General features: G+C 73.4%; 11 protein-coding genes. 8 read left to right on the top strand and 3 right to left on the bottom strand.

The window, feature by feature from the left end:
* Positions 1–7: 7 nt before the first annotated feature.
* Genes ACZ6BB_RS29270 through ACZ6BB_RS29260 form a run of 3 tightly spaced genes read right to left on the bottom strand, consistent with a single transcriptional unit; the run spans position 8 to position 1,933 of the window.
* Positions 8–940 (bottom strand): aminoglycoside phosphotransferase family protein, encoded by a 933-nt coding sequence (locus ACZ6BB_RS29270; RefSeq protein WP_471618139.1) that lies wholly within the window; start codon positions 938–940, stop codon positions 8–10.
* 28 nt (positions 941–968) lie between these two features.
* Positions 969–1,424 carry a ferritin-like domain-containing protein gene (locus ACZ6BB_RS29265; protein ID WP_471618138.1) on the bottom strand — a complete coding sequence of 152 codons (456 nt, stop codon included), beginning with the start codon at positions 1,422–1,424 and terminating at the stop codon, positions 969–971.
* Positions 1,421–1,933: a hypothetical protein gene (locus ACZ6BB_RS29260; RefSeq protein ID WP_471618137.1), complete on the bottom strand. Its 513-nt coding sequence runs from the start codon at positions 1,931–1,933 to the stop codon at positions 1,421–1,423. Before ACZ6BB_RS29260 ends, ACZ6BB_RS29265 begins: the two co-directional genes overlap by 4 nt.
* 308 nt (positions 1,934–2,241) lie before the next feature.
* Between ACZ6BB_RS29260 and rimP the strand changes: the two genes are divergently transcribed.
* The 8 genes from rimP (at position 2,242) to ACZ6BB_RS29220 (ending at position 13,479) form a co-directional block, all read left to right on the top strand.
* A complete protein-coding gene (rimP, locus tag ACZ6BB_RS29255; protein WP_471618136.1) occupies positions 2,242–2,751 on the top strand; it encodes a ribosome maturation factor RimP in 510 nt (169 codons plus the stop codon).
* A gap of 2 nt (positions 2,752–2,753) precedes the next feature.
* A complete protein-coding gene (gene nusA, locus ACZ6BB_RS29250; RefSeq protein ID WP_471618135.1) occupies positions 2,754–3,740 on the top strand; it encodes a transcription termination factor NusA in 987 nt (328 codons plus the stop codon).
* A gap of 161 nt (positions 3,741–3,901) precedes the next feature.
* The gene (locus ACZ6BB_RS29245; RefSeq protein WP_471618134.1) at positions 3,902–4,198 is read left to right on the top strand and encodes a YlxR family protein; all 297 of its coding nucleotides are present in this window, start codon (positions 3,902–3,904) and stop codon (positions 4,196–4,198) included.
* Between the two features lie 147 nt (positions 4,199–4,345).
* Positions 4,346–7,462: a translation initiation factor IF-2 gene (gene infB / locus ACZ6BB_RS29240; protein WP_471618133.1), complete on the top strand. Its 3,117-nt coding sequence runs from the start codon at positions 4,346–4,348 to the stop codon at positions 7,460–7,462.
* Positions 7,463–7,663: 201 nt separating this feature from the next.
* Positions 7,664–7,957, top strand: a complete 294-nt coding sequence (locus tag ACZ6BB_RS29235) for a DUF503 domain-containing protein (protein WP_086762067.1) — start codon at positions 7,664–7,666, stop codon at positions 7,955–7,957.
* Positions 7,958–8,023: 66 nt separating this feature from the next.
* A complete protein-coding gene (rbfA, locus tag ACZ6BB_RS29230; protein WP_471618132.1) occupies positions 8,024–8,488 on the top strand; it encodes a 30S ribosome-binding factor RbfA in 465 nt (154 codons plus the stop codon).
* Positions 8,485–9,399 carry a tRNA pseudouridine(55) synthase TruB gene (truB, locus tag ACZ6BB_RS29225; protein WP_471618131.1) on the top strand — a complete coding sequence of 305 codons (915 nt, stop codon included), beginning with the start codon at positions 8,485–8,487 and terminating at the stop codon, positions 9,397–9,399. The genes rbfA and truB overlap by 4 nt, the downstream gene beginning before the upstream one ends.
* Before the next feature lie 261 nt (positions 9,400–9,660).
* Positions 9,661–13,479 (top strand): trypsin-like peptidase domain-containing protein, encoded by a 3,819-nt coding sequence (locus tag ACZ6BB_RS29220; protein ID WP_471618130.1) that lies wholly within the window; start codon positions 9,661–9,663, stop codon positions 13,477–13,479.
* The last annotated feature ends 88 nt before the right edge of the window (positions 13,480–13,567 follow it).

The raw sequence follows: 13,567 nt of genomic DNA, 5'->3' as shown, positions 1-13,567 counted from the left end.
GGGCCGGTCAGAGCCAGCCGGCGAACTCGAGCAGCAGCTCCGCGTCCCTCGGCCGCCCCACGCGCAGCGCCCGCACCCCCGACTCGACTGCCCGGAACAGCGTCCACCCCCGCAGCCGCTCCTGATCCACATCCAGCGACTCGGCCAGTTTCCTGATCCGCCGCCGGGTGATCGCCGCCCCCGACGGCGAGGCGATCAGATCCTCCACCCGGTCCCGCACCAGCCGGGCCAGGTCGAACGCGCACTCACCCACCACCGGGTCCGGCCCCACCGCCAGCCACGGCAACCGCTCCCCGGCCAGCACCTTGCTCTGCCGGAACGTCCCGTGCAGCAACCGTTCCTCGGGCGCGTCCGCGAGCAGCTCCTCCCGCACGGCGAGAGCGGCGTCGACCAGAGCTCCGGTCTCCCCGTCGCCTTCGGAGCCGGAACGCATCAGCCCGGCCTGCCGCTGCGTCCGTTCCGCCACGGTCTCGAAGACATGCGCCGCGGGCGGTTCGACCCACAGCCGCCGCAGGGTCGCCGCGGCCTCCAGCGACGCCTTCGCCTCGGGCAGCGACCGCACCGACAGATCGGGCCGCAGCCGCTCCAGCAGCAGCACGCCGTGCCCGGCGCCGGGGTCGAGCAGCTGCACCGCGCCCCGTCCGTCCCAGTGCGCGAGGGCCGCCCGCTCGCTCTCCGGCCGGGCCCGCTCGGGCGCCACCTTGAGCACGGCGGGGGTGTCGTCGATCAGCCGGACGAGGAGCACCAGACTGCTGCGGCCGCCGGGAGCCTGCACCCGCTCGACGGTCAACTCGCGTAGATCGACGGCCTGTTGCAGCAGCTCGGGGAGCATTTCCAGCCAATCGCCGATCCCGTCACCGCCGTCCGGCCGTCGGGTCTCGGCGAGCGCTCGCACCAGCCGCCGCGGCGGTTCGAAGTCCTCGAAAACCCTGCGCGCCATGTGCGAGTCGTTCCCTTCCGGACCGTGATCAGGTGTGCGGTGTCGCCGACGGGCCGGCGGCGGCCGTCCGCTCGGCGAGACCAGGGAAGGCTACGCTTTCGCCCCGCCACCGCACCGCACGCACCGCCGCTTCCCGCAGTGCCTCGGCCGCCGCGCCGCGCCGGTCACCCTCGGATGCCCGGACGAGGTCGGAGTACACGCCGGCCACCCGCTCCTCCAGCTCGGCGGCGAGCCGTTCGGCGGAGCCTGCATCGGTCACCTGGAAGGGCAGCGCGTATCCGGCCGCCGCCGCGGCGGGCTCGCCGCCCAGATCGCGCACGGCCCGGACGAGCTGGTCCCGGCGGGCCCGGTGCGCGTCGTACGCCGTGCGTGCCTCGCTCTGCCGTGCCTCGCCGATCTTCCCGCCCACGACGCCGTACCCGTACACGGCGGCGTGCTCGGCCCCGAGCGCCGCCTGGACCGCCTGCAGCTCACCGCTGCTCACTTCGCACCCTCCGTCAGCATGTACGCGTGCCCGGCCCCCGCCGCCGCCACCGAAGCCATCAGCCGCGCCACCTCGCCCGGCACCTCCAGCAGTGCCTTGGCCCGCCGGTCGGCGAGCTTCCGTTCGGCGGCGGCCAGCTCGCCGAGGGCGGCCTCGGGGCTGTCCGGCACGGGGGAGGGGGACGCCGACGCGGAGGGCGAGCCCGAAGGAGAGACGGACGGCGACGCGGAGGCCCTGTTCGCGCCGCTCCTCCCGGCGTGCGCCGCCTTCCCGCCCCCGAACGCCTCGGCGTGCCGGACGACCTCCGCCCGCAGCGGGGTCAGCAGCACGGCCAGACCGGGATGCCCGGCGATGACGGCGTCGTACCGCTCGACGAGCGCCTCGCTGTCCCGGGCGGCACGCGCGCGTGCCCGCTCCACGGCCGACGGGCCGCCCCCGGCGACGTCCGAACCCTCACCCCCGGACGAGCACCCCGCGAGCAGGCCCGCGCCGGCGGCCCCGACGAGCAAACTCCTTCTGCGCGGCCCCGACCGGGCACGCGACGGCAGGCTGAACGACACAGCAGACGTCCTAGAGAGGTCGTACGAACAAAGAAGCGGTGCGATCACGGTACCCGCGCAGGTGATCCAAGGCCGCCACCACCGCGCCCCGAAGCGGCGCGGGGAACCGCGCGGCGAGCCGCGCACCACCCGTGTCCGCCGTTCCGCGACGGCCGTCCGAGCGCGGAGGCGGACGGCAACACCCCAGCGGAGCGGCTACCCTTTGACCTGACACGCGCCCTACCCACAACAGCACACGCGGCCGAGGAGTCACCCGGATGAGCACCACCCAGAGCGAGAGGCTGCGAGAACTGCTGGAACCGCTCGTACGCTCCCAGGGCCTCGATCTCGAAGAGATCGCAGTGGACTCGGTCGGACGCAGGCGGGTGCTGCGCGTGGTGGTCGACTCGGACGAGGGCGCGGATCTGGACGCGGTCGCCGACGTCAGCCGCGCGCTCTCGGCCAAGCTGGACGAGACGGACGCGATGGGCCAGTCGGAGTACACCCTGGAGGTCGGGACGCCGGGTGCCGAGCGCGCCCTCACCGAGCAGCGCCACTACCGGCGCGCCGTGGACCGACTGGTGAAGTTCGCGCTCCATGAGGACGGGGAACTGATCGCCAGAATCCTGACCGTGGACGACGACGGCCTCGATCTCGAAGTGCCCGGCGTGAAGGGCCGCAAGGCCACCACCCGCCGGCTCGCCTTCGACCAGATCGACAGGGCCCGTGTCCAGGTCGAGTTCAACCGCAAGGACAAGAAGGACATGACGCAAGAGGAGGAGGCGTAGCCGTGGACATCGACATGAGCGCCCTGCGGGGCTTGGTACGGGAGAAGGAGATCTCCTTCGACCTGCTCGTCGAGGCGATCGAGGCGGCCCTCCTCATCGCCTACCACCGCACCGAGGGAAGCCGCCGGCACGCGCGCGTGGAGCTCAACCGGGAGACCGGCCATGTGACCGTGTGGGCGAAGGAGGACCCCGAGGACCTGGAGGAGGGGCAGGAGGCGCGCGCGTTCGACGACACCCCGTCGGACTTCGGGCGGATCGCCGCCACCACCGCCAAACAGGTGATCCTGCAGCGCCTGCGGGACGCGGAGGACGACGCGACGCTCGGCGAGTACGCGGGGCGCGAGGGCGACATCGTCACCGGCGTGGTCCAGCAGGGCCGCGACCCGAAGAACGTCCTCGTCGACATCGGCAAGCTGGAGGCCATCCTGCCCGTGCAGGAACAGGTCCCGGGCGAGGCGTACCAGCACGGCATGCGGCTGCGCTCGTACGTCGTGCGGGTGGCGAAGGGGGTGCGCGGTCCCTCCGTGACGCTCTCCCGCACCCACCCCAGCCTGGTGAAGAAGCTCTTCGCGCTGGAGGTGCCGGAGATCGCCGACGGGTCCGTCGAGATCGCCGCCATCGCGCGTGAGGCCGGCCACCGCACGAAGATCGCCGTCCGCTCCACCCGCAGCGGCCTGAACGCCAAGGGCGCCTGCATCGGCCCGATGGGCGGCCGGGTGCGCAACGTCATGGGCGAGCTGAACGGCGAGAAGATCGACATCGTCGACTGGTCGGACGACCCGGCCGAGATGGTGGCGAACGCGCTCTCCCCGGCCCGGGTCTCCAAGGTCGAGGTGGTGGACCTCGCGGCCCGCTCCGCGCGGGTGACGGTGCCCGACTACCAGCTGTCACTGGCGATCGGCAAGGAGGGCCAGAACGCCCGCCTCGCCGCCCGCCTCACCGGCTGGCGGATCGACATCCGCCCGGACACCGAGCAGCCGTCGGAGTGATCACCCGATCGGACGTCCGAACAGGTCGTCCGAACGAGTCGTCCGGGCTCGTCCCGGCGGCCGGGGAATAGATCCAAGCCGCACGTCGTTTGGATCACGACAACAACCGTTCGATTCTTGCCCCGAAGGGGTGAGGTCGGTGCGGGGAGGTAGACTTAACAGTGTCTGGCCGGACGCGTGCCCGCGCATGCCCTGAACGCACCTGTGTGGGGTGCAGGCAGCGAACGGCGAAGACCGAACTGCTGCGGGTCGTGGCGATCGAGGACGAATGCGTCCCCGATCCTCGCGGTACGCTGCCCGGCCGGGGTGCGTATCTGCACCCCGCCCAGGTCTGTCTCGACCTGGCGGTACGCCGCCGGGCGTTCACGCGGGCGCTGCGTGCCCCGGGAGCGCTCGACACAAAGGCGTTGCGCCGATACGTGGAGCAGACGACAGTTGCCGAACAGGCGACACCGTAAGACGCGTCGTACGGAACCTCCGTACGGCCCTGGTACCCCGCGAGTTGGAAGTAGGTCGAGATTGCGATGAGCACTCGATGAGCACGCGATGAGTACGCCCATGAAGTAGCGACGGTCCGGACGCACCCGGACCTAAAAAGGAGCGAAGTGGCTAAGGTCCGGGTATACGAACTCGCCAAGGAGTTCGGGGTTGAGAGCAAGGTCGTCATGGCCAAGCTCCAAGAGCTCGGTGAATTCGTCCGTTCGGCGTCCTCGACGATCGAGGCGCCCGTTGTACGCAAACTGACAGACGCCCTCCAGCAGGGCAGCGGTGGCGGCAAGCCCGCCCCGCGCAAGGCCGGCCCGGCGCGTCCGGCGGCCCCCTCTCCCGCGCAGGCCGCACGTCCGGCCGCGCCCCGTCCCGGCCCGGCCGCGCCGAAGCCGCCCGTCGCCGAGCGGCCCGCCGCCCCGGCCCCGGGTCCGCGCCCGACGCCCGGTCCCAAGCCGCCGACGCCGAAGCCCGCTCCGGCCTCCCCGGCCCCGAGCGTGCCCGAGTTCCAGGCACCCCCGTCGGCTCCGGCCGCCTCCTCCGCCCCGTCCGCACCGCGTCCGGGCGCCCGTCCCGGCCCGGCCGCGCCGCGTCCCGGTGGTCAGCGTCCGGGTGGTCCCGGCCAGGACCGCGGCGACCGCGGCCAGGGTCCGCGTCCCGGCGGCCAGCGTTCCGAGCGCCCCGGTGGCGCCGGCGCGCCCAAGCCGGGCGGTGCCCGTCCGGCCGGTCCGCGTCCGGGCAACAACCCCTTCACCTCCGGCGGCTCCACCGGCATGGGACGCCCGCAGGCGCCCCGTCCCGGCGGCGGCGCGCCTCGTCCCGGCGGCCCCGGCGGCGCCCAGGGCGGCGGTCCGCGTCCGCAGGCCCCCGGCCAGGCTCCCCGTCCGCAGGGCGGTCCCGGTGGCGCTCCGCGTCCCCAGGGCGGTCCGGGCGGTGCCCGTCCCACTCCGGGCGGCATGCCCCGTCCGCAGGCGCCCCGTCCCGGCGGCGGCCCCGGCGGCAACCGTCCCAACCCCGGCATGATGCCGCAGCGTCCGGCTGCCGGCCCGCGTCCCGGCGGCGGTGGCCCCGGTGGCCGCGGTCCCGGTGGCGGCGGTCGTCCGGGTGGCCCCGGTGGCGGCGCCGGTCGTCCCGGTGGCGGCGGCTTCGCCGGTCGTCCCGGTGGCGGCGGCGGCTTCGCCGGTCGTCCGGGCGGTCCCGGTGGCGCCGGTGGCGGTGGCGGCTTCGCCGGCCGTCCCGGAGGTCCCGGTGGCGGCGGCGGTCGTCCCGGTTTCGGTGGCCGTCCCGGCGGTCCCGGTGCCCGTGGTGGCACGCAGGGCGCCTTCGGCCGTCCCGGCGGTCCCGCGCGTCGCGGTCGCAAGTCGAAGCGGCAGAGGCGCCAGGAGTACGAGGCCATGCAGGCCCCGTCGGTCGGCGGCGTGATGCTGCCTCGCGGCAACGGACAGTCCGTCCGCCTGTCGCGCGGTGCGTCGCTCACCGACTTCGCCGAGAAGATCGGCGCCAACCCGGCGTCGCTCGTCGCGGTGATGATGAACCTCGGCGAGATGGTCACCGCCACGCAGTCCGTCTCCGACGAGACCCTCCAGCTGCTCGCCGGCGAGATGAACTACGTCGTCGAGATCGTCAGCCCGGAGGAGGAGGACCGCGAGCTGCTCGAGTCCTTCGACATCGAGTTCGGCGAGGACGAGGGTGGCGAGGAGTTCCTCGTCGCGCGTCCGCCGGTCGTGACCGTCATGGGTCACGTCGACCACGGTAAGACCCGCCTGCTCGACACCATCCGCAAGACGAACGTCGTCGCGGGCGAGGCCGGCGGCATCACGCAGCACATCGGCGCGTACCAGGTCGCGACCCAGGTCAACGACGAAGAGCGCAGGATCACCTTCATCGACACCCCGGGTCACGAGGCGTTCACCGCCATGCGTGCCCGTGGTGCGAAGTCGACCGACATCGCGATCCTCGTGGTGGCGGCCAACGACGGTGTGATGCCCCAGACGATCGAGGCGCTGAACCACGCCAAGGCGGCCGACGTGCCGATCGTGGTCGCGGTCAACAAGATCGACGTCGAGGGCGCCGACCCGACCAAGGTGCGCGGTCAGCTCACCGAGTTCGGTCTGGTGGCCGAGGAGTACGGCGGCGACACGATGTTCGTCGACATCTCCGCCAAGCAGGGTCTGAACATCGACTCCCTGCTGGAGGCCGTGGTCCTGACCGCGGATGCCTCGCTCGACCTGCGGGCCAACCCCCAGCAGGACGCGCAGGGCATCGCGATCGAGTCCCACCTCGACCGCGGCCGCGGTGCGGTCTCGACCGTCCTGGTCCAGCGCGGCACGCTGCGCATCGGCGACACGATGGTGGTCGGCGACGCGTACGGCCGTGTCCGGGCGATGCTCGACGACAACGGCAACAACGTCGAGGAAGCGGGTCCCTCGACCCCCGTCCTGGTCCTGGGTCTCACCAACGTCCCCGGCGCCGGCGACAACTTCCTCGTCGTCGACGAGGACCGTACGGCCCGTCAGATCGCCGAGAAGCGTGCCGCCCGCGAGCGGAACGCCAACTTCGCCCGCCGGGGCGTCCGGTTCTCCCTGGAGAACCTGGACGAGGCCCTCAAGGCCGGTCTGGTGCAGGAACTCAACCTCATCATCAAGGGCGACGCGTCCGGTTCGGTGGAGGCCCTCGAGTCCTCGCTGCTCCAGCTCGACGTCGGCGAAGAGGTCGACATCCGCGTCCTGCACCGCGGCGTGGGTGCGGTCACCGAGTCGGACATCGACCTGGCGACCGGCTCCGACGCCATCGTCATCGGCTTCAACGTCCGCGCCGCGGGCCGCGCACAGCAGATGGCGGAGCGCGAGGGCGTCGACGTCCGGTACTACTCGGTGATCTACCAGGCCATCGAGGAGATCGAGGCGGCCCTCAAGGGCATGCTCAAGCCGGAGTACGAGGAGGTCGAGCTCGGCACGGCGGAGATCCGCGAGGTCTTCAAGTCGTCCAAGCTCGGCAACATCGCCGGTGTCCTGGTCCGCTCGGGCGAGGTCAAGCGCAACACGAAGGCTCGACTCGTCCGCGACGGCAAGGTCATCGCGGAGAACCTCACCATCTCCGGTCTGCGTCGCTTCAAGGACGACGTCACCGAGATCCGCGAAGGGTTCGAGGGCGGTATCAACCTCGGCAACTTCAACGACATCAAGGTCGACGACGTCATCGCGACGTACGAGATGCGCGAGAAGCCGCGGTCGTAACCAGCGGTGGTCCATGCCGGCCGGGGGTGACCTGTTCACCCCCGGCCGGTGTGGCCGTTCCTGGGGGCTTTGCCCCCGGGCCCCGGCCCCGGCGAACAATCCCGTCGAGGGTGTCCGCCTTTCGATGTACGGTTCTGATGTTCCTGCCCGACACAGGGGCAGGCCGTCTATCCCGTACCGGCGGGTGAACCGGACACACACATGTACGTGGGGACTCTGTCCTTCGATCTCCTGCTCGGCGACGTACGGTCGCTGAAGGAGAAGCGCTCCGTCGTCCGTCCGATCGTGGCCGAGCTGCACCGCAGGTTCGCGGTGAGCGTGGCGGAGGTCGACCATATGGATCTGCACCGCCGGGCCGTGATCGGGCTGGCGGTGGTGTCGGGTGACACGGGGCACCTGACGGACGTACTCGACCGGTGCGAGCGGCTGGTCGCGGGGCGTCCCGAGGTCGAACTGCTCTCGGTCAGACGGCGGTTGCACGGTGACGACGACTGAACGGTCGCGGTCGCACAGACAATTCGACAACCAGCAGTAACGCAGAACGAGCTAGGAGACGGACCAGTGGCCGACAACGCGCGTGCCAAGAGGCTGGCGGACCTCATCCGAGAGGTGGTGGCCCAGAAGCTGCTGCGCGGGATCAAGGACCCGCGGCTCGGCTCACACGTCACCATCACGGACACCCGGGTGACCGGTGACCTGCGGGAGGCGACCGTCTTCTACACGGTGTACGGGGACGACGAGGAGCGGGCCGCCGCCGCCGCGGGGCTGGAGAGCGCCAAGGGCATCCTCCGCTCCGAGGTCGGCCGTGCCGCCGGTGTGAAGTTCACGCCGACCCTCACCTTCGTGGCCGACGCCCTCCCGGACACCGCCAAGACCATCGACGACCTCCTCGACAAGGCGCGGGCCTCGGACGCACAGGTGCGTGAGACCGCGTCGGGCGCGAAGTACGCCGGTGAGGCCGACCCGTACCGCAAGCCGGACGAGGACGCCGATGACGACGCCGACGAGGACGCCGCCGCCGAATGACTGAGCAGCGCCAGAAGAACACCACGCCCGACGGCCTTGTCATCGTCGACAAGCCGTCGGGCTTCACTTCGCACGACGTCGTCGCGAAGATGCGCGGCATCGCCCGGACCCGCCGGGTCGGGCACGCGGGGACGCTCGACCCCATGGCCACCGGAGTGCTCGTCCTGGGGGTGGAGAAGGCGACCAAGCTGCTCGGTCACCTCGCGCTCACCGAGAAGGAGTACCTCGGGACCGTCCGGCTCGGGCAGACCACACTCACCGACGACGCCGAGGGCGAGATCACGGCGTCGGTCGACGCGTCGAAGGTCACCCGGGACGCGGTCGACGCCGGTGTGGCCGAGCTGACCGGCCGGATCATGCAGGTGCCGTCCAAGGTCAGCGCCATCAAGATCGACGGCGTGCGGTCGTACAAGCGGGCCCGGGACGGCGAGGACTTCGAGATTCCCGCCCGGCCCGTCACCATCTCCTCCTTCGCCGTGTACGACGTCCGTGAGGCCGTCGCCGAGGACGGCACCCCCGTTCTCGACCTGGTGGTGTCGGTGGTGTGCTCCTCCGGGACGTACATCCGCGCCCTCGCCCGCGACCTGGGCGCCGGACTCGGCGTCGGCGGCCACCTCACCGCGCTGCGCCGGACCCGTGTGGGGCCGTACAAGCTGGACTCCGCGCGGACCCTGGACCAGCTCCAGCAGGAGCTGACCGTGATGCCGGTGGCCGAGGCCGCCGATGCCGCGTTCCCCCGCTGGGACGTGGACGACAAGCGGGCGCGACTTTTGCTGAACGGGGTGCGGCTGGAGATGCCCGAGGAGTACGCCGAGCGCGGGGCCGTCGCCGTCTTCGACCCCGCCGGCCGCTTCCTGGCCCTGGTGGAGAGCCAGAAGGGCAAGGCCAGGAGCCTCGCCGTCTTCGGCTGACGGACGGCCCCCGAGGGGGACGGGGAACGGCCGGCGAAACGTGGAGCGGCGGTCACGGGGACTGCCGTTCCCGCCGCTCCACGGTCCCCCCTCGGTTCCCCCACCCAGAGGTGTATCCATCCACCCGGGGTTATTCACCCCTTCGTGCAGGCGCTCGGAGTGAACCGAGGGAGCGGAAGGGGGCGCGTTCGCCATGCGATCTGTTCCGCTGATCTTCACGTGCCTACCGTCGGAACACAGGTACGACGGGGAGGTCAGGACATGGCGGTACGGGGCCGTCGGGCGACAGACGACGGCCGCCCTGCGGCGCGGGACGAAGTCCTCGTGCGGGTCGGCGATCTGGCGGGACGACCACGCGGCACGGGCTTCGTGGCCGATCACCACGGCACGGTCGTCACCAGCCACGAGGCGGTGGACGGACTGGCCCGCATCGTGGTGCACGCCACCGGCGACCGCGTCTGCGTGGTGAGCTCCGACGCGGTGACCGCGTTGCCCGCCCTCGATCTCGCGCTCATCCGCACCGAGGGGCTGTGCGTGGACCCGCTGCCCTTCGCCCTGCGGGACGAGGTCGCGACGGGCGCGTACGTCCGCATCGCGGCCGGCGGCTGGCGCGAGGCACGGGTGCTGGGCACCGCGGACGTCACGTACACGGCGACCGACGGTTTCCATCTGCTGCGCGGCGCCCTGGAGCTGGCGATCGGCACGGCCGGGAGCGAGGCGCTGCGGCTGGGCGGGGGCGCGGCCGGCGGACCGGTCCTCGACGCGAGCACCGGAACCGTGGTGGGCGTGCTCGGCACGGCACTGGAGGCGGCGCACCGGACCGCCGGCTTCGCCGTGCCCCTGCGCGACTGGCGCTCCGAGCGGCCCCTGGCCGAACTGCTCGCACGCAACGCGGCGACCGTGGCCGCGTACGGCACCGATCTGAATCTGGCCGGGGTACTGGAGCTGACGGCCACCACCGTGGGGTCGGACGGGCCGGGGGCGAGTGCCGGGGCCGTCGCGGCGACCGGCGCCGACCCTGTCGAACGCGTCGGTGTCGTGCGGGAGTTCACCGCCTTCGTCGACGGCCCGGCCAGGGTCCTCGGCCTCGTCGGCGCCCCCGGCAGCGGCCGTACGACCGAGCTGGCCGCCCTCGCCGCCCGACGCGGCCGGGGCCCCGAGCCCGCGCCCACGCTCTGGCTGCGCGGCGCCGATCTCCTCTCCGAGGACGACTCCGTGGCGGACGCGGCGCGACGCGCGCTGGAACGGGCGGGGCGGATCGTGGCGGCGTCGGCGTCGGCGTCGGCCGAGAGGTCGGACGGGGCCGGGGCTTCGGCGCCGTCGGGGACACCCGGGACGGCGGGCGCTTCAGGTGTTCCGGACGGCCGGTCCGTCGAGGCGGAGCGCTCTCCCTCCGGCCGGTACGGCGGTGAGCTGGGGGACATCCGTCCCGAGCGGCTCGCCCGGCTCGCCGCGGCGCGGGGGCGGCCCCTGCTACTGCTTCTCGACGGGCCCGAGGAGATGCCGCCGGCGCTCGCGCACCGGCTGGCCGAGTGGACCGCCGGGACGGCTCAGTGGCTGCGGGAGAACGGGGCCCGGCTCGTGGTCGCCTGCCGTGCCGAGTACTGGGAGCGGGCCGGGGCGCACTTCCCGGCGGAACTGCTGCACGGAGAGGCGTCCGGCGCGGAGGGGCAGGCGCTGCCCGCCTGCGTACGGCTGGGTGACCTGACGCAGGACGAGGCCCGGCGGGCCCGGTTCCGGTACGGGCTCCCCGAGGACGCGCTGGCCCGGCCCGACGCCCGGCATCCGCTCACCCTGCGGCTCCTGGCCGAGGTACGGGCGGCGCTGCCGGACACCCCGGGCGGGCGGCCCGGCGAGGATGGCGCCTCCGCCGGACCGCCCGACGCGGGGGCGTCCTCCGCCGGTTCGACGGCACCCTCCTCGGGCCCGTGGGCCTCCTTCGCCTCCTCGGGGCGGCCCGGCCGGGACGAGGTGCTGGGTGCCTACCTGGATCTGATGTGTCTGCGCGTCGCCGTGCGGCTCGCCGCGGTGAACGGCGTCCGGGGGACGGCCGTGCGGCGGCTCGCGGCACAGGTCTCCGGGCAGGTGCACGAAGCGGCCCGGCGGTGTCTGGGCCCCGGGCAGGGAGAGCTGGACCGGGCGGCGTTCGAGGCGGTGTTCCCCTGGGGCCCGGTGCCGGGCAGGCGACTCGGCGGCACCACCGGCTGGGCCTCCGCCGTGCTCACCGAGGGGCTGCTCGTCCCGGCGGGCGACGGCTACCGCTTCGCCCACGAGGAGCTGGCCGACTGGATCCAGGGCGCCCACCTGGACCTCGACGCGGCTCTGCACGCGCTGGTGCACCGGGGCTGGATCGCGCAGGACGAGGCACGGCGCGGCTGGGCCACGATGCCGTCCCAGGCCCGTGTCCGCCGCCACGCCCGCCGGGCCACCCGCAACCTCCCCGTGCCCCGCCACCGCGTGGGCCCCGTCGTCCACGCCCTGCTCCTCCTCGGCCGGCAGCAGGGCGCCACCGAACTCGCCGGACGCCTGGAGGAGCTGCTCGACGCCCTGGACGCACTACTGCCGCCCGGTGCCCACGCCCCCGACGACCCCACCTGGTGGGCCGCCCGCCTCCTGTCCGAGGTGCTGCTCCGGGTGCCCGACGCGACGCCCTACACCCGGGTGCTGCGTTTTCTCACCGAGCGGATCGGGGCCTGGCGTGCCCAGGGCCGGGGCGTACCGGGGGAGTTCGGGCCGGACTTCTGGGCGGAGCTGCCGCTGCCCGAGGCGGAACGGTTCGACCTGCTGCGTCGCCTGGTCGTCGCCGACCCTGCCACCGGCGAGGGGCCCCGCTATCTCGACGTGGTCTCCCGGCTCCTCGCGGCCCGCCCCGCCGCCGTACAGCCGCTGCTCACCCGCTGGTTCCTCGACGACACCCCGCTGGTCGCGACCCCCGACGCCACCGTGGCGACGGCCGCGCAGGCGCTGCTCCACACGCATCGGCGGTGCGCCCTGGACGACCTCACCGAGGCACTGGTCGACAGCGCGCACCGGCGCGGCGACGAACTGCTCGCCGTGCTGTCCGAGGAGGAGCCCTCGGCGGTCTGCCGGGCCGTCAACCGCTGGGCGCACGACGACCGCCCGGCTCGCCGGGTCGCCGGACTCGCCTACGGGCTGCGGACCGCCGCGCACGTGCGCACCGAGGCCGACCGCGGGCTGCTCCGCCACGCGGCGCTCGCCCTGCTGGGACGCCCCGCCGACGTCACCCTGCACAGCGGCGCCCTCGCCCTGCTCGTACGGGACCCGCTGACCAGGCCGCGGTATCTGCCGCAGGCGCTGGAGCGTTTCGCGGCCGGGGACCCGCAACTGCCCGCGAGTGCCCTGGTCGGCGCGCTCGCCACCCACCCGGAGACGGTGCTCGACGCCTTCCGCACCCGGCTGCGGACTCCGGGTGCCGAGGGCTCGGACGGGGAGGCCCTGCGCACCCTCGCCGAGGTCACCACACCCGGCCTCGCGCGCCGCGTCACCGTCCTGGTGCGCGAGGTCGTCGAACTGCGTCCGGAGGTGGCCGGGCACGTGGCCGCGTACGTCGACCGCAGGCTGGAGCACGGTCCGGGCACCCGCGCCGCACTGTTCCCGCTGGTGAGCGGTCTGATCGTCGACGGGCCCGTACAGGTCCGCGCGGCCCTCGCGGCGGTCTTCGCCGAGCCGGGCACCCCTGCCTCCGGCCCGTTGCGGCGCGAACTGCTCGACCTGGTGATGGCGACCGAGCGGGACCCGTCCGTCCTCGACGCCCTCCTGCGGGCGGCCGCCTCGCGCGGCGTGACCACGGATACGCAGGGCACGGAGGTGACGGGGGACGTCGCGGCCACCCGTTCGCTGGTCCACCAGGTCGGGATGCTGCTCGTCCGTACACCGGAAGGGGCAACCCGGTTCGACTGGGCGCTCGTCGACCTGGCCCGTCATGTGCCCGGTTTCGCGGGGCTCGTGGCCGGCTGGCTCAACGGCACACCCCAGGAGTGGGCGGCGGTGGTCGGACCGAGCACCCGCCGGATGATCGAGAATCTGGCGGGGGTACGGGGGGTGCGGGTGCCCGCGTGAACCGGTCCGTCCACCTGTGGTCCGGATCACGGCTTCCCGTGCTCCAGGTCACAGCCAGGATGCCGATGCGGGGCGAGGGCACCGGGCA

The organism is Streptomyces sp. NPDC041108 (assembly GCF_055592645.1).
The sequence above is the reverse complement of the archived record's forward strand: the minus strand, read 5'-3'. Positions and strand labels throughout refer to the sequence as shown.